Source organism: Anabaena sp. CCY 9613, from assembly GCF_963920895.1.
GTDB lineage: Bacteria > Cyanobacteriota > Cyanobacteriia > Cyanobacteriales > Nostocaceae > Cyanocohniella.
Map to the genome: position 1 here is coordinate 62,284 of NZ_CAWUDE010000011.1, position 22,222 is coordinate 84,505.

Annotated in this window: 17 protein-coding genes; 12 read left to right on the forward strand and 5 right to left on the reverse strand. The window is 43.1% G+C overall.

Annotated features, from left to right (window positions below; translation table 11 throughout):
• Nucleotides 1-53: 53 nt before the first annotated feature.
• The 9 genes from ACM0OT_RS14410 to ACM0OT_RS14450 all read left to right on the forward strand — a co-directional run bounded on the left by ACM0OT_RS14410 (nucleotide 54) and on the right by ACM0OT_RS14450 (nucleotide 11,543).
• Complete coding sequence (locus ACM0OT_RS14410; RefSeq protein ID WP_414565027.1) at nucleotides 54-2,255, forward strand: anthranilate synthase; 2,202 nt, start codon at nucleotides 54-56, stop codon at nucleotides 2,253-2,255.
• Between the two features lie 7 nt (nucleotides 2,256-2,262).
• The gene (gene trpC / locus ACM0OT_RS14415) at nucleotides 2,263-3,087 is read left to right on the forward strand and encodes an indole-3-glycerol phosphate synthase TrpC (RefSeq protein WP_414565028.1); all 825 of its coding nucleotides are present in this window, start codon (nucleotides 2,263-2,265) and stop codon (nucleotides 3,085-3,087) included.
• A gap of 8 nt (nucleotides 3,088-3,095) precedes the next feature.
• Nucleotides 3,096-4,037, forward strand: a complete 942-nt coding sequence (locus ACM0OT_RS14420) for a zinc-dependent alcohol dehydrogenase family protein (RefSeq protein ID WP_414565029.1) — start codon at nucleotides 3,096-3,098, stop codon at nucleotides 4,035-4,037.
• A gap of 28 nt (nucleotides 4,038-4,065) precedes the next feature.
• Nucleotides 4,066-4,890, forward strand: coding sequence for a tryptophan synthase subunit alpha (gene trpA, locus ACM0OT_RS14425; RefSeq protein ID WP_414565030.1), 825 nt, complete (start codon nucleotides 4,066-4,068; stop codon nucleotides 4,888-4,890).
• A 162-nt stretch (nucleotides 4,891-5,052) separates the two neighbouring features.
• Complete coding sequence (gene trpB / locus ACM0OT_RS14430) at nucleotides 5,053-6,279, forward strand: tryptophan synthase subunit beta (RefSeq protein ID WP_414565031.1); 1,227 nt, start codon at nucleotides 5,053-5,055, stop codon at nucleotides 6,277-6,279.
• On the forward strand, nucleotides 6,276-7,373 hold the full coding sequence (trpD, locus tag ACM0OT_RS14435; RefSeq protein WP_414565033.1) for an anthranilate phosphoribosyltransferase: 1,098 nt from the start codon (nucleotides 6,276-6,278) through the stop codon (nucleotides 7,371-7,373). Before trpB ends, trpD begins: the two co-directional genes overlap by 4 nt.
• A 128-nt stretch (nucleotides 7,374-7,501) precedes the next feature.
• A complete protein-coding gene (aroF, locus tag ACM0OT_RS14440) occupies nucleotides 7,502-8,566 on the forward strand; it encodes a 3-deoxy-7-phosphoheptulonate synthase (RefSeq protein WP_414565035.1) in 1,065 nt (354 codons plus the stop codon).
• Nucleotides 8,567-9,176: 610 nt separating this feature from the next.
• Nucleotides 9,177-9,893 (forward strand): hypothetical protein, encoded by a 717-nt coding sequence (locus ACM0OT_RS14445; RefSeq protein WP_414565036.1) that lies wholly within the window; start codon nucleotides 9,177-9,179, stop codon nucleotides 9,891-9,893.
• Between the two features lie 294 nt (nucleotides 9,894-10,187).
• Nucleotides 10,188-11,543 carry a DEAD/DEAH box helicase gene (locus ACM0OT_RS14450; RefSeq protein ID WP_414565037.1) on the forward strand — a complete coding sequence of 452 codons (1,356 nt, stop codon included), beginning with the start codon at nucleotides 10,188-10,190 and terminating at the stop codon, nucleotides 11,541-11,543.
• Between the two features lie 164 nt (nucleotides 11,544-11,707).
• Here ACM0OT_RS14450 and ACM0OT_RS14455 read toward each other — a convergent pair whose 3' ends face one another.
• From ACM0OT_RS14455 to ACM0OT_RS14465, 3 genes are all read right to left on the reverse strand, one after another.
• A complete protein-coding gene (locus tag ACM0OT_RS14455) occupies nucleotides 11,708-13,084 on the reverse strand; it encodes an HlyD family secretion protein (protein WP_414565038.1) in 1,377 nt (458 codons plus the stop codon).
• A 7-nt stretch (nucleotides 13,085-13,091) separates the two neighbouring features.
• Nucleotides 13,092-15,314 (reverse strand): peptidase domain-containing ABC transporter, encoded by a 2,223-nt coding sequence (locus ACM0OT_RS14460; RefSeq protein ID WP_414565160.1) that lies wholly within the window; start codon nucleotides 15,312-15,314, stop codon nucleotides 13,092-13,094.
• 343 nt (nucleotides 15,315-15,657) lie between these two features.
• Entirely contained in the window at nucleotides 15,658-16,014 is a 357-nt protein-coding gene (locus ACM0OT_RS14465) for a hypothetical protein (protein ID WP_414565040.1), read from the reverse strand.
• A 354-nt stretch (nucleotides 16,015-16,368) separates the two neighbouring features.
• Between ACM0OT_RS14465 and ACM0OT_RS14470 the strand changes: the two genes are divergently transcribed.
• The 3 genes from ACM0OT_RS14470 to ACM0OT_RS14480 are packed head-to-tail and all read left to right on the forward strand — an operon-like array spanning nucleotide 16,369 to nucleotide 20,591.
• Nucleotides 16,369-17,124 (forward strand): hypothetical protein, encoded by a 756-nt coding sequence (locus tag ACM0OT_RS14470; protein WP_414565041.1) that lies wholly within the window; start codon nucleotides 16,369-16,371, stop codon nucleotides 17,122-17,124.
• A 5-nt stretch (nucleotides 17,125-17,129) separates the two neighbouring features.
• Nucleotides 17,130-18,110, forward strand: a complete 981-nt coding sequence (locus tag ACM0OT_RS14475) for a DUF1822 family protein (RefSeq protein ID WP_414565043.1) — start codon at nucleotides 17,130-17,132, stop codon at nucleotides 18,108-18,110.
• Nucleotides 18,111-18,137: 27 nt separating this feature from the next.
• Nucleotides 18,138-20,591 (forward strand): CHAT domain-containing protein, encoded by a 2,454-nt coding sequence (locus ACM0OT_RS14480; protein WP_414565045.1) that lies wholly within the window; start codon nucleotides 18,138-18,140, stop codon nucleotides 20,589-20,591.
• A gap of 5 nt (nucleotides 20,592-20,596) precedes the next feature.
• Here the strand turns inward: ACM0OT_RS14480 and ACM0OT_RS14485 are convergent, their stop codons facing one another.
• On the reverse strand, nucleotides 20,597-21,940 hold the full coding sequence (locus tag ACM0OT_RS14485) for an ABC transporter substrate-binding protein (RefSeq protein WP_414565046.1): 1,344 nt from the start codon (nucleotides 21,938-21,940) through the stop codon (nucleotides 20,597-20,599).
• 75 nt (nucleotides 21,941-22,015) lie between these two features.
• A complete protein-coding gene (locus ACM0OT_RS14490) occupies nucleotides 22,016-22,207 on the reverse strand; it encodes a hypothetical protein (protein ID WP_414565047.1) in 192 nt (63 codons plus the stop codon).
• Nucleotides 22,208-22,222: the final 15 nt, after the last annotated feature.

Below are 22,222 nucleotides of genomic sequence, written 5' to 3' on the forward strand. Positions count from 1 at the left end.
TAATCATGAGTAGCTTGTGACGAAGAACTAAGAAATATTCAGAGTAATTACCCATGATTGTTGACTCCCACTCCTACACAACACTTGGCAGTGTACATATCTTTCGCTCGGTTACAGAAGTTAACATGAATACTGCCCTGGAAAATATTCTATTCCACCTAAATTCTCAACGTGGAGGCTTGCTGAATAGCAGCTACGAATATCCAGGAAGATACAAAAGATGGGCCATCGGATTTGTCAATCCACCGCTAGAATTGACAACCAAAAAAAATACTTTCACTCTGACAGCATTGAACGATCGCGGTCAGGTACTTTTACCATTAATCTTCTATAATCTATCCGCATCTCCACAACTGCAAAATGTCATCCAAGATGATGATATTATCCTAGGTTCGGTAAAAAACACCCAAGAATTATTTACTGAAGAAGAGCGTAGTAAACAACCTTCAGCATTTACAGTAATTCGGGAAATACTACATATTTTCTTTAGTCAAGAAGACGAACATTTAGGATTATATGGTACTTTTGGTTACGACTTAATTTTTCAGTTTGAACCAATTGATCAGCAGTTAGAACGTCCCACAGACCAACGTGATTTAGTACTGTATTTGCCTGATGAATTAATCCTAGTTGACTACTATTTACAAAAAGCATTTCGACTTCAATATGAATTTGAAACAGCTGACGGTAGCACTAATAATCTGCCTCGTACAGGTGAATCGGTCGATTATCGAGGACAGCATCTCGTCCCGAATCAAACCGCTGATCATCAAAGAGGCGAGTATGCAAAACACCAAGTTGAGGCGGCACTAAATTACTTCCGTCGGGGCGATTTATTTGAGGTAGTTCCTAGTCAAAACTTTTTTGCAGCCTGTGAAGAACTACCCAGCAAACTATTTGCAACCTTAAAGCAAATTAATCCTAGTCCCTATGGATTTATTTTTAATTTGGGTGGAGAATACCTAATTGGTGCATCTCCAGAAATGTTTGTGCGGGTTGAAGGTAGACGTGTAGAAACCTGCCCAATTAGTGGCACCATTAGTCGGGGACAAAATGCTCTCGATGATGCCGATCAAATTCTTCAATTACTCAACTCACGCAAAGATGAAGCTGAGTTGACAATGTGTACTGACGTAGATAGAAATGATAAGTCCCGGATTTGTGAACCTGGTTCAGTAAGAGTCATTGGGCGTCGTCAAATTGAATTGTACAGCCACTTAATCCATACCGTGGATCATGTAGAAGGCTTACTCAGAAAAGAATTTGATGCTTTAGACGCTTTTCTCAGTCATACTTGGGCTGTGACAGTCACCGGCGCACCCAAAAGAGCCGCAATAGAGTTTATCGAACAGCATGAACGTAGCGCTCGCCGTTGGTATGGTGGGGCCGTTGGGTATTTAAACTTCAATGGCAATTTGAATACAGGATTAATCCTGCGGACAATCAGATTGAAAGACGCGATCGCAGAAGTACGAGTTGGTGCTACTGTTCTTTATGACTCCATCCCCCAAGCAGAAGAACAAGAGACAATTACTAAAGCAGCAGCCTTATTTGAAACAATTCGTCGAGCGCAGCAAAACGAAAAAACTGAAGATTGCAATTCCCTGATATCAAGCAAATGTGTCCCAGACGTTGCATCTGGTAAACGCGTCTTACTGATAGATCATGAAGACTCATTTGTGCATACCCTTGCCAATTACATCCGTCAAACTGGCGCAACTGTCACCACATTACGTCACGGCTTCCCTGAATCATTGTTGGATACAGAACAACCGGATTTAGTTGTATTATCTCCTGGCCCTGGTAGACCAAGTGATTTTCAAGTTCCCCAGACTGTTACCGCCTGTATGCGTCGTCAAATTCCCATATTCGGTGTGTGTCTGGGACTGCAAGGGATTGTAGAAGCTTTTGGTGGAGAACTAGGAGTTCTTAATTATCCCCAACATGGTAAATCCTCGCGGATTTTCGTTACCGATGCCGATTGTGTCTTATTCAAAAACTTACCAGAATCCTTCGCAGTCGGGAGATATCATTCATTATTTGCCCTACAGCAACAATTACCAAAAGAACTCAAAGTCACGGCGATTTCTGATGACAACGTAATTATGGCTATAGAACACCAGACACTTCCCATTGCTGCGGTTCAGTTTCATCCAGAATCAATCATGACTCTCACAGGAGAAATCGGTTTGGCAATGATTAAAAACCTGGTAAGTGCATATACGCAAACCAAAGAGTCATTAGTTATTAGATGAGCAGTTTATGAATATTCCAGTTGCCATTCATGGTCACATTCTCGAAGAAATTGTGTGGCACAAAAAGCCAGAAGTTGCACAAATGCAACAAGAAATATCTTTAGCATCTTTGCAACAACGGTTAACTGCTGCGCCACCTGTACGAAACTTCTTGACTGCGTTACAACAGAATCCCAGTCAACCCAGCTTAATTGCCGAAGTAAAAAAAGCATCACCCAGCCGCGGAATTATTCGGGCTGACTTTGACCCAGTAGCGATCGCTCAAGCATATGAACGAGGTGGTGCGGCTTGTCTATCAGTACTGACTGATGAAAAGTTCTTTCAAGGTAGTTTTGCTAATCTGCGGGCTGTGCGTTCTGCTGTAAAATTACCCTTACTGTGTAAAGAGTTCATCATTGACCCCTACCAAATTTATTTAGCACGGACAGTAGGTGCAGATGCTGTCTTATTAATTGCTGCTATCCTATCAGATACAGAACTCCAAGAATTTTTACACTTAATTCACGATTTGGGGATGAATGCCCTGGTAGAAGTCCATACCTTGAGTGAACTAGATCGAGTCCTAAGGTTGGAAGACCTGCGTTTAGTGGGAATTAACAACCGTAATCTAGAGAATTTTACAGTAGATTTACTAACCACACAGCAACTTTTAACACAGTGTCGGCAAAGAATCAAGAACTTGGATCTTACCGTTGTCAGTGAATCTGGATTGTATACACCTGCTGATTTATCCTTTGTGGCTGATGCTGGTGCGCGTGCAGTTTTAGTAGGAGAGTCTTTAATAAAACAAAGCAATATAGAACAAGCTGTACGTCGTATCTTGAGCTTATGAAAGCGATCGTGATCACAAACTTTGGCAGTCCAGAAGTATTTACACAACGGGATGTCAATAAACCCACACCAAAACCAAACCAAGTTTTAGTCAAAGTTTATGCAACTTCCGTAAATCCAGCCGATTGCGGAATGCGTCAAGGCTTTTTTGGACTCAGAGTAAAGCTACCCGCAATTTTAGGTTATGACGTTTCCGGTGTCGTTGAGGCAGTTGGTGAAAACGTCCAAGACTTTCAAGTCGGTGACGAAGTTTATTACGCCATTGAACTCATGAGTGGTGATGGTGCTAATGCTGAGTACCATGTTGCTGATGAATCAATTGTGGCGAAAAAGCCGAGAAATATCAATCATTTAGAAGCTGCTAGCGTACCTATTGCTGGTGGTACAGCCTGGGCTGCACTCATCACCAGAGCAAATATCAAAGTTGGTGAAACAGTACTAATTCATGGTGGTGGCGGTGGTGTTGGTACATTTGCTATCCAAATCGCTAAAGCCGCTGGTGCTTATGTTTACACAACCTGCGGTAGTTATGATGCCGAGTTTGTCAAGTCCCTCGGTGCAGACAGAGTAATAGATTACCGTAACGACAACTTTATTGAAATCATTCAGCAAGAAACAAACGGGAAAGGAGTTGATGTAACTTTGACTACCGTTGGGGGCGAAATTTTAGCTCAAAGTTTGGTAGTGACAAAAGCCGATGGTCGTGTTGTAACTGTCACAGGTGTTGAAGGTGATCTCAACGCCGCCATTTTCAAAAATATTACTATCCACTTCGTACATTTAGATCACACCCGTCCCAAGCTTGATGCTTTAAGAAACCTGATTGAACGGGGTCAAATCAAACCCGTGGTGGGGATGACTTTTCCATTAAATCAAGTCGCAGAAGCTCATAAAAAACTTGAATCACATGGCGAAGATGTCCGTGGAAAAATCGTGATTGAAGTTGCATAGAAACCATTTTTTGAGGTGAATTATCAAGATGGCTGCTATTTCTCATTCCTTTCAGACTTTACGCAATCGCCAACAGTGTGCTTTGATTCCTTTTATCACGGCTGGTGATCCTGACTTAGAAACTACAGCAGAAGCTTTACGCATCTTAGATCGCAATGGTGCTGACTTCATCGAGTTAGGCGTTCCCTACTCCGACCCCTTAGCCGATGGGCCTGTGATTCAAGCAGCCGCAACTCGCGCCTTGCAAAAAGGCATCAAATTAGAGCAAGTGCTAGAAATGTTGCAAGATGTTAGCCCTAGCCTCAAAGCACCAATCATTTTATTCACTTACTACAATCCCATTTTGCGCCGGGGGATTAAATCGTTCTTAGCAGAAATTGCTGTTGCTGGGGTGCAAGGGTTAGTAGTGCCAGACTTACCCTTAGAAGAATCAGAAGAATTAATACAAGCTGCCGCTGCCTTTGAAATTGAAGTAATTTTGCTTGTAGCCCCTACCAGTTCTAGAGAAAGGATAGAAGCGATCGCTCGTCAATCCCAGGGTTTTATCTACCTTGTCAGTGTAACTGGTGTTACTGGTATCCGCTCTCAACTCCAAGACCGAGTGCAGCATTTACTCACCGATTTACGCAGTGTTACCGATAAACCCATTGGCGTTGGCTTTGGCATCTCAGCACCAGAACAAGCACATCAAGTAAAAGAATGGGGTGCAGACGCAGTAATTGTTGGTAGTGCTTTTGTCAAACGATTAGCCGAAGGTAGCCCAACCGAAGGACTACAATCCGTAGAAAAATTTTGTCGAGAATTGAAAGCAGCAATTAGTCCCATATCTCTGCAACAACTTAGTGTCAAGTAAAAAATCCATCTCTCAAACTCTCACTCTCTGCGCCTTTGCGCCTTTGCGCGAAACAAATTCATCCTGAGTCCAAAGAGTAGCGTGCGCGCAGCACATACCGCCAAGGACACAAAGGAAATATCAAATTTTAAACAAAATAATTGCAGTAAGAGGTCTTAAACCGTGGTAAGTATATCAGACATCAAAAATACAATTGTGCAACCTGATTCCTTAGGCAGGTTTGGCAAATTCGGTGGGAAGTATGTTCCGGAAACATTAATGCCAGCATTAAGCGAATTAGAAGCCGCATTTCATCAATATCATAACGATGCGAGCTTTCAAACCGAATTGCAAAACTTACTACGGGATTATGTAGGACGACCCAACCCCTTATATTTTGCCGAACGCCTCACTACCCACTACGCCAAACCTGATGGCACGGGAGCGCAAATTTACTTAAAGCGGGAAGATTTAAATCATACCGGCGCTCACAAAATTAACAATGCTTTAGCTCAGGCTTTGTTAGCCAAACGCATGGGTAAACAGCGCATTATTGCAGAAACTGGTGCTGGACAGCATGGTGTGGCAACTGCTACTGCGTGTGCGCGTTTCGGTTTGTCATGTGTGATTTACATGGGCATCCATGATATGGAACGCCAAGCCCTGAATGTGTTTCGCATGAAGCTCATGGGGGCGGAAGTTCGTCCAGTTGAGGCAGGTACTGGCACTCTTAAGGATGCTACTTCCGAAGCGATTCGGGATTGGGTAACAAACGTAGAAACAACTCATTACATCCTGGGTTCGGTTGCTGGGCCTCATCCCTACCCGATGATAGTACGTGATTTCCACGCAGTTATTGGTAAAGAAACTCGCGTTCAGTGTCAGGATAAATGGGGAGGATTACCAGATATTCTCCTGGCTTGTGTGGGTGGTGGTTCCAATGCCATTGGATTGTTTCATGAGTTTATGAATGAACCTTCTGTGCGTCTAGTGGGAGTGGAAGCAGCAGGCGAAGGTGTAGATACAGAAAAACACGCAGCGACTTTAACGCGAGGCCAAGTTGGCGTACTGCACGGTGCCATGAGCTATTTACTACAAGATGATGATGGTCAAATCATTGAAGCACATTCCATTAGTGCAGGGCTAGATTATCCTGGCGTTGGGCCAGAACATAGCTATTTAAAGGATCTAGGTCGTGCTGAATATTACAGCGTGACTGATAAACAAGCATTAGCAGCATTTCAGAGGCTTTCGCAACTAGAGGGGATTATTCCCGCTTTAGAAACTGCTCATGCGATCGCCTATTTAGAAACTCTCTGTCCTCAATTAGATGGTAATCCTCGCATTGTCATTAACTGCTCTGGCAGAGGCGATAAAGATGTGCAAACTGTAGCCAAATTACTGCAATGATAGCCACAACTCAAGCTTTACCTCACAATATTCCCCTGTGTTTAGACTCCTACAACTGGTCAGCTTTATTGCAACAGTTACTTGACCGGCGATCGCTCTCTATTTCTCAAGCGGCGGATCTCATGCAAGGTTGGCTCACAGATGCCATTCCCCCCGTCATCTCAGGGGCGATTTTAGCGGCATTTCAAGCCAAAGGCGCATCCGCAGAAGAATTGGTTGGGATGGCTAGTGTTTTACAATCACAATCTTCTTCCCCCACTCCCAACTCACCACTCACCACTCCCCTGATAGACACCTGTGGAACTGGTGGAGATGGAGCTTCAACTTTTAATATTTCTACTGCTGTGGCCTTTGTCGCCGCCGCCGCCGGGGTGAAAGTTGCTAAACATGGCAATCGTTCTGCATCTAGTAAGGCTGGTTCGGCTGATGTGTTGGAAGCCTTGGGGATAAATCTCAACGCCAGTCCTGAGAAAGTGCAGGCGGCTGTTGCAGAAGTTGGGATTACCTTTTTGTTTGCTCCAGGTTGGCATCCAGCACTCAAAGCAGTTGCTGCTATGCGGAAAACTTTGAAGGTGCGGACTATTTTTAACCTGTTGGGGCCACTAGTCAATCCCATGCGTCCAACAGGGCAAATTATCGGTGTGAACGATCCACTTTTACTAGAAGCGATCGCGCAAGCCTTATCACAATTGGGATGTCGCCAAGCGATCGCCCTCCACGGACGAGAACGCTTAGATGAGGCTGGGTTGGCGGATGTGACTTACTTAGCTGTACTCCAAGGGCAAAAAGTACATTGCTTAACACTCAATCCTCAAGAACTAGGTTTAAGTCATGCACCAACTACAGCTATACGGGGTGGAGATGTCCAAGAAAATGCAGAAATCTTAAAGGCAGTTTTACAAGGCAAAGGCACTCAAGCGCAGCAAGATGTAGTTGCTTTAAATACAGCTTTAGCTCTGCAAGTTGGTGAGGCTATTGATGGCAACACAGATATTTTAGAAGGCTGTGTCAAAGGGATGATCGTTGCGAAAGAAGTTCTACGTAGCGGTGCTGCTTGGACAAAGTTAGAACAACTCACAGCCTTTTTGCAATAGTTACCAACTTCTATTAAGGATATTTTTGCGCCTTTGCGCCTTTGCGCGTTAGCAAAGCGGGGCGTAGCCCAACACAAATCATCCCACTAATCAGCAACGCCCAATTAATAATATAGAAAGGAAAACAAATGATTGTAGTACTTAAAAACGGAACACCCACTGACGAAATCACTCGCATTAGCGAAGATTTGCAAGACACTTGGGGAGTCACAGTAGAAAAAAGTGTCGGTGCGCGTAAAGTTATTCTGGGGTTAATTGGTGACACTACCACCATCGATAAAATGCAAATCCAGGAGTTCAGCCCTTGGATTGAACAAGTATTGCGAGTAGAAAAACCTTTCAAGCGGGTTAGTCGAGAATTTCGACATGGCGAAGCCAGCGAGGTTGTTGTACCCACACCCAATGGTCGTGTTTCTTTCGGAGAACATCATCCTATAGTGGTGGTAGCTGGGCCTTGTTCGGTGGAAAACGAAGCAATGATTGTGGAGACAGCAAAGCGGGTTAAAGCAGCCGGTGCAAAGTTTCTGCGTGGAGGAGCTTACAAACCCCGGACTTCACCTTATGCATTTCAAGGCTATGGTGAAAGCGCCCTAGATTTATTAGCAGCAGCGCGTCAAGCTACTGGTTTAGGCATCATTACAGAACTAATGGATGCTGCCGATTTACCAGCCGTAGCGAAAGTAGCTGATATCATCCAAATCGGCGCGCGGAATATGCACAACTTCTCGTTGCTGAAAAAGGTAGGCGCTCAAGATAAACCTGTGCTACTCAAACGCGGAATGTCAGCCACAATTGACGAGTGGTTAATGGCCGCAGAATATATCTTGGCATCAGGAAATCCCAATGTGATTCTTTGTGAACGAGGAATTAGGACATTTGATGGTAAATATGCTCGTAATACCTTGGATTTATCAGTGCTGCCAGTATTGCGATCGCTCACACATCTACCAATCATGATTGATCCGAGTCACGGTACTGGTAGATCTGAGTATGTTCCATCTATGGCTTTAGCTGCGATCGCAGCTGGTACAGATGCTTTGATGATCGAGGTTCACCCAAATCCCGCTAGAGCATTATCTGATGGGCCACAATCGTTAACTCCTGAAAAATTTGACCGCTTGGCTCAAGAAATGTCAGTTTTAGGTAAAGTAGTTAATCGTTGGTCTATACCTACATTGGTCACTTCTGTTTAGTTCTGCTCATACCTATTCTCCATAACATTGCACTTTTTAATATTAAGTGCATCATCATAGAGAATCAGTATCAGTTGCATTCAAAAGTAAATGTTGTGTAGCAAATAGCTTTATTAACTATCCAATATTTCTTTCATATTTGAATGCAACTTCTAGATAAATAATTGGCGCATGACATAGGACTATTATTTGCTTTTTGAAGGTGGGCATAGCCAAGCAAAAGGCTGATGTAATCAAGTACTGTTATCATGCGCTAAAATACGAAATTTTCTGAAATTGAAGGGAAAACGAGCCTTTAATTTTACATTTAAAGCTACCCAAATGATTAATATAAAACATAAAATATTATCATTAAAACCTAAAAATTATTCATTACTTTTCTAGCAAAAGCTTTCTAGAGTTGAATGTAAGATGAGCAAAAAATAATGAATATCTTGTTGTCAAACCAATAATTAAGATGTTCATTAACATGCATCGATTAATCTCAAAAATCTCATAACTAGCTAGAGAATTAGCAACAGAAAAGAATCAAAAAGCTGGTTAAATTTTCTCTATTTAATGTTCCAGCACTATCGAGATATTTATCTGAACAAGAGGAGAATTAATTTTCATGGAAGATTCAATGAATGGTGGTAACAGCAACTCCTCTCCTGGAGAACTACTTCGACAATCACCCTTTGGTGCTTTGTTCAATATTCCAGGTGTCACCGAAGAAACCATTATCCAGGGTTTTCTCAGCGCCACTGGTGGTAATGCTGGTGGAGAGAACCCTTTGGCTGGTGGCACCCCAAATGGAGGTGGCGCTCCCTCTGGAGGTAATCCCTTTACTGGCTTTGGCAACCCAAATGCTCCTGGTAGCCCATTAACTGGTGGTGTCAACCCTTGGGCTACTAATGGCGATTCCTTGACTGGTGGTGGCGGTAACCCCTTTGCTGGTGGTAGTGGTGATTCTTTGACTGGTGGTAGTGGTAATCCCTTTGCTGGTGGAGAGAACCCCTTTGCCGGCGGTAGTGGCGGTAATCCCTTTGCTGGTGGAGAGAACCCCTTTGCTGGTGGTAGTGGTAATCCCTTTGCCGGTGGAGAGAACCCCTTCGCTGGCGGTAGTGGCGGTAATCCCTTTGCTGGCGGTGGTAGTGGCAGTAACCCCTTCGCTGGTGGAGAGAACCCCTTTGCCGGCGGTAGTGGCGGTAATCCCTTTGCTGGCGGTGGTAGTGGCGGTAACCCCTTCGCTGGTGGAGAGAACCCCTTTGCTGGAGGTGGTGGCGGTAACCCCTTCGCTGGTGGAGATAACCCCTTTGCTAGTGGTGGTGGTAACCCCTTCGCTTAACCTATTTAACCAAATCCTTCCAATACCTTGTACACGGCATTGATGAAAAATTTCAATTGGCGTGGAATTAATTATGAACTACCCAGACTTACTTCATAGAGGTCTGGGTTTCTGCATTCAGATCACCAAATATAAAGTCTTCCAGACATTAATACATCATAGACTGCACTCTGTTAGAATACAAAGCTGCGGCACTTGCTCTGGGTCTTGGCGCTACTGCCCTTCAAACATTTATCCGTCCGCCTAAGACTGACGCCACCACAGGCGACAGGCCGATGTTAATTATGGAGTCTTATGTCTTTTTCTACTCTCGGCTTGTCAACTGAAATTATCCGTGCTGTCACCGAGCGAGGATACACCAAACCTACGCCAATCCAGATGCAGGCAATTCCTGCGGTGTTATCAGGTAGTGATTTGCTAGCTGGTGCCCAAACCGGCACAGGTAAGACTGCAAGCTTTACCCTGCCGCTACTACATCGATTGTCTTCTGAAAAGAATGTCAAAGGTACCTCTAATGGATACCCACCAATCCGGGCGCTGATTCTCACCCCGACTCGTGAACTCGCCGCACAAGTGGAATCAAGCGTACGCGATTACGGCAAGTACCTGAAGTTGAACACCATGGTCATGTTCGGCGGAGTCAGTATTGGTCCTCAAAAACAGCGTTTAAAGAGCGGCGTTGATATTCTGGTTGCTACCCCAGGGCGACTGCTAGACCATGTGCAGCAGGGTACGGTGAACCTGTCGCATATTGAAATTTTGGTGCTGGATGAAGCAGACCGAATGCTGGACATGGGCTTTATTCGTGATATCCGTCGTATTATCTCGCTCCTGCCTAAACAGCGACAAAACTTGCTATTTTTCGCCACCTTTTCCGAGAAAATCAAAGCACTCGCCGCGGGGCTGCTGAATCACCCGAAGATGATTGAAGTAGCACGCCGCAACGTTACGGCTGACACGGTGGTACAGAAAGTCTACAAAATAGAGCGGGACAGAAAGCGTCACTTACTTGCTCAACTGATTCGGCAAGATAACTGGTACCAAGTGCTAGTGTTTACTCGCACTAAGTTTGGTGCTGACCGTCTGGTGAAGCAGTTGAACTCTGAGCGCATTCAAGCACTGGCTATCCACGGTAATAAGAGCCAATCGGCGCGTACCTATGCTCTAGCGAAGTTCAAAAACGGCAGTTTACAGGTACTAGTAGCTACTGACATTGCAGCTCGTGGCCTTGATATCAGCGAATTACCCCATGTCGTCAACTTCGATTTACCCAATGTCCCAGAAGATTACGTTCATCGCATTGGTCGTACTGGCCGCGCTGGTGCGTCAGGTGAAGCTATCTCCCTCGTGTGCGCCGATGAATATCATCTATTGGCAGATATTGAAAAACTGATTGAACAGCGTTTGCCATTTGAAGTAGTCACTGGCTTTGAAGTCAATTCTCACACCAAGCCTGAAGCTGAAGCAATTCCAGATGGACACAAACACAAACCCAGTCCCAAAGGTAGCAAGCGTCCGGCTCGTGCTACTGCTAAACCTTCACCACAAACATCAGTTAAAAAATCGGCACCGCGAACCGTGGTAGGTGGCAAAAAAAAGTCCAATAGTAGTTCATCCGCATCACGCCGTGGGACTAAACGCGATCGCTGATCGAGTCATCAATACCAGATGCAATTGTCATCCTCCGCTCCCTATCCCTTATCCCCTCCCTACGAGTACGTTGAGGGTGGGGACTTCCTCGAGGCGTTAAACTCACTTTCAAAGTCGCTTTGATTTTTGATTAATAGATTCGATTCAAAATTCAAAAAAGGTCACTAGTCAGCGATCAGCCTTGCTTTCCTCAGCAGGAATTGAAGCACAGTATCTTCCCTAGAAATAATATCAACAGTACCCTCCATTCCCAGTTGGATCGCACATTGGTGTTGACTTTGACCTAGAGAAAGACTTTCTGGCTCAATCGTGATCTCGTAAAAGGCATTCATAGCAGATGTTTGTTGGCGAGTAGCTGTTATTGAGGTAGTAGTACTATTTCCTGGAGGTAAGGTCGCATCTGGAGCGATCGCCTTCACTTTACCCTTGAGAGTGCCATAATCTGGATACGGGCACGCAGAAACCCGCATCTGGACGTTTTGACCTGGTTTCAACTTGTTTCGATCTTGAAGCCCTACCATCGCTTTGACTTCCATACGAGCATTACTAGGGACAATGTGGGCAACCTCCCCTCCTGCAGGTACAGTTTGACCGGGGTTTCGCAGATTTAGCTTGAAGATGATACCGTCTGCTGTGGCTGTAATTACTGTCTGCTTAAGATCGTTATTAACTTGTTTAAATTCATGGGTATCGCGCTCTAGCTGTTTTTGAATTTCAATCCGGTTACTGATCAAAGCCTGATGTTCTTTATCTAATGTCGCGATCGCGGCTTCTCCCGCAGCTTTTTCTTGAGCCAGACGCTCAGAAGCGATCGCCACTTCTGCATTACTAGGATTGAGGGCAGTACGCAGGCGCTGTAATCTAGCTTTAGCAGCCTCAACAGCTTGTTCTTGCTGGCGCACAGCTAGTTTTGCGTCCTCAAATTGGTCTTGGGATAAAGCTCCCACTTTGACTACAGTTTCATACCTGTTGCGTTTGGTTTGGGCTGCTTGAAAACTAGCCATCGCCGCTTTAACGTTAGCCTCGGCTTCTTCGACATCAGCCGTAGTAATAATTTGCTTGTCTTGATAATCCCGGCTGCGGTGCGAAAGTTCAAATTCAGCAGCAGCAATCATGCGCTCAATTCGGTCAGATTCAGCTTGAATTTGACGAGCGATCGCGCTAATTTGAGAATCGATTTGAATCAGTTGTAATCGGCTCTGCTGCATGTTAGTTTGCAGTTGACTTTTTTTAGTTTGCAGCTTTGAGTTATCAATAGTAGCAATCACATCCCCTTTGTTGACAACTTGATTCTCTGCAACAAAAACTTGCATTACCTGACCCTCTGTAGCAGCTTGAACCAGTCGCAATTCCCCAGCCGGACGAACAGTAGCCTGTCCTTTGACTGTCACCTTATATTTAGTTACAGAGGCAATGGGGAGAGCTAGTCCCACAGCAAAGACAATAAACAATGCGCCGATAGTAGTCCAACGACCAATTGGTGGTAGAAACTCATTGTCTTGGATTGAAGGTAGGTAATCGGAGTTGGAAAGGTTAAGCATGATATTTTTATTTGCTGATAGCAGGAGATTTACCGTTCAGGTGAGAGTTGCAGTCTGGCAATATCAAGCTAGTGGTTGATAAAACAACACCGTCGAGGAAGTCCAAATGATCGCCAGATACTTGCCGTAGAGTTTCAGGAGTCCCTTGAATTTTCAAGTGTCCTTCCTCCAAAAGTACAATCCAATCTGCTCGCTCGATCACTTTGGGACGATGGCTAATTAAAATTGTGGTTTTCCCTTGTCGATGAGAAAGCAGTCTTTCTAGCACTTGGGCTTCACTCACTGGGTCGAGAGCGCCAGTAGATTCATCTAAAATTAGTACAGGCGGCTCGGTGACAATGGCTCTAGCGATCGCTAATCTCTGCTTTTGACCGCCAGAAAGATTCGCGCCAAATTCTCCTAAAACAGTTTGATACTTGTCGGGTAATTTAGTGATAAACTCATCCGCACCAGCAATCTCGCAAGCTTTAATAACTTGTTCAAAAGCAATTTGAGGATAGCTAAAGCGAAAATTTTCAATAATTGAACGACTCCAGAAATGAGGCTCTTGAGGAACTAAGACTACCTGTTGTCGCAAGCATTCCAAGGAGAGGTCTTGCTGATTGTACATCCCATAGCGGATATTGCCAGACTGAAGTGAATATAAACCAGCCATGATTTTGGCGAGGCTACTTTTACCACAGCCAGATTTACCAATCAAAGCCGTAACTTTACCACCTGGAATTGTCAGGGAAAAATCTTGCAGCAGGTCAACTCTACCTGCATGGTGGAAATTGAGATTAGTGCAAGTAATATCTGCATTGCCAGGAATTTCGCTCCAAGGCTTTTTGAAATCTTTTTCGTCTTCTGGAGTAGCATCAATCACCTCTGTCAGACGTTGGATAACAATTTGGGCAGTGATAAACTCATCAACTAAGCCAATAACCGAACTCAAAAAGCCGAGAAAGTTGCCACTCATACCGCTAAAGGCAAGCAACTGACCGATACTTAAGGTACGATTAATTACTAAATAACTACCTAACCAAAGTAAAGCGATACTAGTGCAACTAGAAAAAATACTAGTGATTGTGCCACTGTAAAGCCCTAATTTCATCGTACTCCAGCCCAAGTGAGCCAGACGACCGTAATTGGCCTGGTACTCTTGCCAAGCTTGGGGTGTGGCTTGGGTGGTTTTTAGCACCTGGACACCGCGAAAAGTCTCGACGAGAAAGCCTTGGTTTTCTGTACCTAAAACGATTTGGCTACGGGTTTTGGCACGTAAGGCAGGGAGAAACAACAGGTTGATTAAAGTGACAATCACAAAGGCAGCCAAGGAAGCTAAAGTTAGTCCCCAACTATAAAAGAGCATAAAACCCAAAGAAACCAAGGCGATAAAGAATTGGCTGGGTAAACCAAGGACAACTTCGGAAACTAGCTCATTAATGTGATCTATATCCGCAATGCGGCTGACTACTTCTCCACTGCGTCGCCCTTCAAAATACGACAGAGGCAAGCGCAACAGTTGTCGTCCGTATTCTAGAATTAGTCCTAATTGCAGCCGTTGACCAAAGTGACCGATTAAGTGAGATTGGACTAAAGCGATCGCACTGCTAAATAAATTCATGGCGATCGCCCCAATTGCAACTACAGTTAACAGTTGGGTATCTCCCCGCACTAGCACGTCATCGGTGAGCAGTTGCATCATTAAAGGAGAGACAAGGGAAAGTAGCCCAATGGCAATATTGATTGCAATGGCCTGAACGAGAATGGCACGATAGGGCAAAACTCGCTTCAGATAACGTCCAAAACCACCAATTTTTTCGTCCTGCTGCTCGTAAAAGCGGCTGTCATCTGGTATTAGGAGCAGCATCACACCATTACCCCAACCTTCGAGCAATTCTTTACGAGTGAGGTAGCGGATGCCTACAGCAGGGTCAGCAATTACATATTTTTTCCCTTTTTGGCCGTATAGAACTACCCAGTGATAGCCTTTCCAGTGAATGATTGCTGGTAAGGGGGCTTCATTGAGTTTGTCAATGAGTTGAGGAGTAGCTTTAACTTGGCGAGCATTGAATCCTAATGTTTCTGCACCTCGGCTCAAACCTAGTAGAGAGGTACCTCGCGCTCCCGTGCCGACTGCTTCGCGTAGCCGACTAATAGCAAGGGTGCGTCCGTAGTGTTTAGCAACTGTGGCAAGGCAAGCTGCACCACAGTCTTCTTCACTGTGTTGCAGAACTATTGGGTATTTCATCATCAAAGCTTTTAATAGAGAAAAAAGCTCGAAGAGCCACGAATTTATAAGCAGCCTTGCAAAAATAAATTGAATACTTTTAATTGGGAAGTAAGGCTATAGATTCTTCCAAATTAAATTTATCCAACTTATTTTTACATGATATCTAATAGACTTGTTACGTAATCGCTTAAAACACTTGTGGTATATTGGATTTATGTGCTTTTAGCACTATTTAGCAACAAATCTAAAGTCTTCAACTTGTTAGCTCAAAAATTTAAGTAGTTGGCTCTTCGAGTTGTATTAAACCAGGAAAATATAACCTGAGAGATTCAAAACAATAAATCCACTTGAGATTTACCTATTAAGCTACGCGATAGAGGTTGATATCGCCTCTATAAGAAGTTCTGCTGTCGGGTCGAAATTCATACCGACGATTATTGGACAAATTGTATCTGCGTAATTGGACTCCTGGGCGACGAACATCATAATCAAAAGCAACTATTCCTCCTCGTCCAGTAGTCCATCGTACTACCGAATTAGGGTTCGCGTTGAGTGTTCTTTTTCCATCAACTGTGTAAGGAATCCGAGCATTTGTTCGGTTAATAATAGTAAATCTCTCTAATGCACCTCCGCTAACTGTTTCAGCCTCTTTTTCATTTAAATCAACAAATAGGTCTTGATTAGCAGAAGTGCTTTCAGGTATTGCGTGATTTGACATGGTTTTGCTACTAATATTCAAGTGAATCAAAAAGCCTAAAGCTTTAAGTGAAGCGAGTTTAGGTTGTTTGGGTATTACCCATTTAACCTAAGCTCTTACTTATGTATCGGAGCCTAATTGAAAAACTATGAAAACTATTCAGCAGGTAAGTAATATATAAACGTTAGAAGCACATCTGCAAGCTACTTCTTGAGCTTCTGCAATGCTGCTGGGCAACTGAATTTAACAACTGGATTTCAAAGTTTTCATAATTTTTCGATTTATTACTGATATAGGAGTAAGGGCAGCTCAAGTGGTACTTACCATCTGGGCTACTGTCTTGCCAAACTATACCTTTTTCGTGCTAAAGCTTTTATGGACGAGCAGGAAGAACGCCTCCGCCAGTTAATTGCAGCTGCGTGTCAACACCCAGATGGCACTAAAGAATGGCGAAAAGCCATGAATCGGCTACTAATTGTGATTCAAGGACTACCAGAATTTAGGAAATACTCTGGACTAGACTGTCCCGACTATTTTTTAGATGCTTTAAATCAAACATGGGAGTGGTTGAGCCGCAATATAAGAAATTTTCAACCGCGTACATCTTCAATTCGCACCGATTTAATGAAATGGCTCAATACCTACCTTTACTGGCGATTGAAGGATTTAAAAACACCATCCTCCCTGACGGGAAAGATAAAATACTTATCTTTAGATGAAACTATTTCCGATTCAGATAGTGTAGAAATAGCAACTTGGCTGGAACGAGTATCACAAGAGGGACAACTGTTAGGAACACCATCTAACCCGCGTGTGCTCAGTGGGCTAGAAATTTATCTCGAACAACAGCAGCAACAGTCAGAACAGAACATAGTTACCAGCCTTGCACTTTACATTGAGCAAGATCCAGACAAGCAGCTACGAAATTGTTATCCTCGCCAACATCCTGAGTGTAATTGCCAGTTACTTAGCCAAAGATTACTGTTTATTTTTAAAAACCCACCAGACAAGCTGGCTGACATTGCCCATGAACGCAAAATCAATTACCAAACACTGGTTTCTCATTGGAAATTGAAGGGAATACCACTCCTGCAATCGATTGCCATTAAGCTTGGATACCAACCTAATTAACCGCCATGAATAGCTTAGAAACACAACGATATTTAACAGTCCCACTTGGACGAGAAGCCCATGTGATCGCTCACCAATTTGCTACTGAACAAATTACACCTCAAAAAGGAAAACAAATTTATTTGAATACGCTCGCAGTTTATGCGGTTCATCACTATCTCAAATGGCTACAAATCGATACGAATCTGAGTCAAAGTGATAGCTGGCATTCTCTAAAACGAGCATTATTTGATGTTGCCGATCTAGTTTTGACTGGTATTGGCAAGATTGAGTGCCGTCCTGTCTTGCCCGGAGAAACAGCATTTGCTTTACCTCTAGAAGTGACTGAAGACAGAATTGGTTATGTTGCTGTCGGTTTTAGCGATCGCCTCGATGAAGCACAGTTAATAGGATTTGTTAGGGTAGTTGATATTTCATCTGCTTTAGAATATGTAACGTTATCCGATCTCCAACCCCTCGATACTTTTCTTGACAGCATTCCCGATGTTGTAGAGCAACCCTTATCAAGTGTCAGTAAGGCGCGGGTGAACTTGAGCCAATGGTTGCAGAATGTTTTCACGACGGGTTGGCAGACTATAGAAGCAATGTTAAATGCAGAAGCTAGCAATTTTGCATTTGGTACTAGAAGTGTCGAGCAGTTGCGAGAAATTTACACTGATAGTCCAGCTATGAGTATCAGCGGCGCTAAGATAATCGACTTAGGAATGCAATTGGCAGGTCAGCAAATAATCCTCATTATTAAAATTACTCCGCAAGCAAAGCAGGAAGTAGACATTCGGCTGCGTGTTTGTCCGGCAGTAACTCAAAAGTATTTGCCGCCAAATCTACAATTAACGGTATGGGACGAAGTTGGGACTCAGTTGCAAGCTGAAGCTAGAAAGGGCGATAATTTTATACAATTAGAGTTTAGTGGCAAACTGGGAGAACACTTTAGTGCTAATCTAACTTTAGATAAGGTTAGCCTTACCGAAGACTTTGTGATTTAATATACTTATCGTATTTAAAAAATGGCCATGGGAAAGCAAGCCATCTTGACACTATTACGTGGTAGTTTTGAGCAGGGTTTCCCAGTCATTCTGCGGATTAGGGAAGATGGTGCTGCTGACACTGAAATTCAAGTTGAAGGTCATTTGCCTCCAGCAGTGGATATTCTGGAACCATTGGAAAATTGGCAGTCAAAATATCGCCAATCAGTAATATCACAAGAGCGCATTATTCCTCGACCAAATGCAGTGACTAACTTTTCTTGGATTGAGTTAAGCTCCCAGATGAGAGAGTATCTCAATAACTGGCTCAATTCCAGCTCTAGGGAATGGCGAAGAGTCCGCGATCAATTGCTTTGGAACTTGAGCGAAACTGATGATGAAATTCAGGTGCTAATTCAAACTAATGATGCTCAACTACGGCAATTACCCTGGAATTTGTGGGATTTATTCTCTGAGCAATACAGAAATGCAGAAATTGCCTTAAGTCTACCAGAGTTTAGACCGCCAAGACATAGATCGCTATCGGTTACCAACAATGTCAGAATATTAGCAATTTTGGGTGACACTACAAATATTGATGTCCAGCAGGATCGGGCAATACTTGAGCGATTACCGCAGGCAAAAATAGAATTTTTGGAAGAGCCTAAAAGAGATCAATTAAATAGGCAACTTTGGGAAAAACATTGGGATATTCTTTTTTTTGCAGGTCATAGCGATAGTAACGAGAGTGGTGAAATTGGTCGGATTTACATCAATCGCGATGACTGCTTAACCCTCGATGAGTTAGGGTATGCTCTAATAAAAGGGATTGAACAGGGATTAAAATTAGCAATTTTCAACTCTTGTGATGGGTTGGGATTAGCGCATAGACTAGCTACTTGGGGGTTGCCATACAGTATTGTTATGCGCCAACCAGTACCCGATGTAATTGCACAAGAGTTTTTAAAAAATTTTCTTGAGGCATTTGTCAGGCAAAAATCATTGTATATGGCAGTGCGGGAAGCAAGGGAAAAATTACAAGGGTTGGAGAAAGATTTTCCCTATGCTAGTTGGTTACCAGTGATTTGCCAAAATCCAGCAGCAAGACCTTTCAGTTGGTCTGAGCCTATGCATAATTCTATAAATGAATTGATTGCTTCTTCTGGGCAAGATCGGCTTGAGAATACTGACCAAACTTTGCTTTTTTCATCTACCCAGCCTGGGACTGAACTCTATCCAGTATCACCTTCTAATTCGCCAGAAAACTCAGATTTGGCTGCCGCAATTGCTCCAGATGAACCTAAACGTCACCAACCTCGCCAGCGTCATTTATATCATGTGATCTTTAAATATTTCACAATCTTATTGATAGGAGTGTCGATAGGATTGTTGACAAGGAACCCGTCGATCGTCTCTAACAGCCCTAACAGCCCTAGCCCAAGAGCTTGTAATTCGCCTGCGGCTGATGTCAGTGAAATTGCTTTTAGTCCGGATGGAGAGTATCTAGTCACAACTAGTTTAGACAAAACAGTCCGAGTTTGGAAGTTGAATGGAACGGAATTGACGCAAGTTGGTTGTGATGAGTCACACACAGATGGCGTAGTAGCTGTTAAATTTTCTCCAGACGAGAGAACAATAGCCACTGCTAGTTTGGATTCCAACGCACGCTTGATGCACATAACTGATAACGGCAGTATTGATAGTGACAGTTTCACACCTCTACGGCATCGATATCGGATTGATAATGACAAGTTTGTGTACCCTCCCGTGGTAGCACTGGACTTCAGCTCTGATGGAAAATATCTTGCTAGTGGTAGTACTGATGGCCGTGTCAGAATATGGGACACAAGTAACAGTGACGGAATCGCTTTTACACAAGAACTTAAGAATTATGTTAAGGGTGTTAGCTTCAGTCAAGATGGCAAATATTTGGCAATAGCTAATTTGAACAATAAAGCAAATGTATGGGACTGGGAAGCGAAAAAAATGATATCTTTAGCATCCGAAGATAATGTAATTGATGTTATCTTCAGTCCAAAAGATAATAATTATTTAGCCACAGTTAATGCTAACAGCATTATTCAAGTATGGGATATGAGCAGTAATTCCGAAATTAGCCGGCTTCCAAATCTTAACAATAACATCATCAATGTCAGCTTTAGTCCAAATGGGGAATATATAGCAACACTCAGTTCAGACAACAAGGCAGAATTGTGGAATTGGAGATTAAACCCAGACGCTATAAATTTGTCAAACAATGTAGCGGCAGTTGCTTTCAGTCCTACAAATGAGATTGCTACTGCTACAACTAATGGCAGTGTCCAAGTGTTGCAAGCTAATGGTGTAACAAGTAGAGACAAATCATTTTCTGATCAGGGCAATAGAAATAACAGCAAGGTAGTCAGCATTGCCTTTAACCCAAAAAATGATGACTACTTAGCTATAGCTAATGATGACGGCACAATAGAGATAAGAAAAAATGAGAACAATCAATCTAAATAATTCAATCACGACCACCCAAGTCTATCTTTAGTTTCTCTAGTCGCTTGATCCATTGCTTCATCAGCAGTGGAATCTCCTTTTATAGCTGCGCTGAGATGTTCTTGTAAAATCCTTGATGCCTCTTCATATTCAGGAATGCGTGGACGTGCCACCCAAGATTTATCAATCACATTCAGCAGTTCTGGATAATGATTGTATTTGGTCACAATTTTTGGCTCTAACAACAGTTTTCGATAACTTGGTACATATGGATGTGCTAAGGTAAATTGGCGTTGAACCGCAGCACTAGTGAAGAATTTAATTGCTTGTAAAGCTGCTTGTCTGTGTTTTGGTTTTATATTTTTAGCAATGCCAAAACCCCAACCTCCCAGGCAAGCACCACTTCTTTCTTTTCCAACTGCACGCACCATAGATGTAATAGCAATCTTGCCACGAACAGGAGAACCTGGTTTATTAGCCTCATCCCAGACATCGGGCCAGTTACGCATAAAAACTGCTTGACCATTTCGGAATAAGTCGCGAGTATCTTTTTCTTCATACTCAGTCATCTCTGGGGGAGAAATACCCTCCTCGATAGTGCTGCGTAAAAACTTAACTGCATCTTTTGCTTCTTGTTGGTTAAGTCCCACTGTTTTCTTTTCTGTATTAATCCATTCGCCACCATGGCCCTTAAGCACCTCAACAAACATTGCCGACAATGCTTCAGTTTTCCGACCCTGCCATAAGTATCCCCAACGAGCTTTGTTCTGTTTTTGCAATTCTTTAGAAATTTTTTTCAAATCATCAAAAGTTTTTGGCGGTGAGAACCCTGCCTCATCAAGCAAATCTTTACGATAGTAAAGCACGCCTACATCAGTGCGGAAGGGAATTCGGTACAACTTATCCTTATAGAACGCGTTGTAGACCTCACTCTCAAAAAATTCTGTTTTTAATTTATCCTTTTCAGGAAATTCTTTAGTCAAATCCATTAACCGATCATTTTCGACAAACTCGGGAACCCAAATAATGTCCATGTAAATCAAGTCATAAGACTGTGAGTTATTAAAAGCTGTGATATATGCGTTTTTTAACTCATCGGTGTTATCGCTATTAAACTTTGCTAGTTTAATCTTAATACCCTCGTTCTTAGCCTCAAATTGAGCAATTAGCGGTTGCCAATGTGGAGCTTCCTCCTGAGGCACAACAAAAGATAAAGTAACTGGCTCAGTTTCATTGTTAGCCCCAGCAAAAGGTAAAAGATCTAGCTTTAGGATTGTATTATATAGGAAAAAAATTAACGGGATTAACAGCAAAAAAAAGACAAGTCGCCTAAATTTAGGTAATCTGCGCTGGTGATGATTATTTTCCATCGTTGATACAGCCTGTAATAATCAAATAGTGAATAATTTTAATTTATTCATATCAGGACTTACTTTCACTGCATACTAATGAATGCGATCGCCTACTGCAAGCAAATGCAACATAAATTTAGCTAACTTAATGGGTAATGAGATGAAACTTGGATACTGCTGGCAAATATTTTTATCTTTTTGAGAGTAACTATAGCGTTTACTAAGCAACTGAGGTAAACCTGTATCTTCTTTAATAAGGTTAGTAGCTTTGAAAGTGTACCTCATTAGGTCTGGAACCGC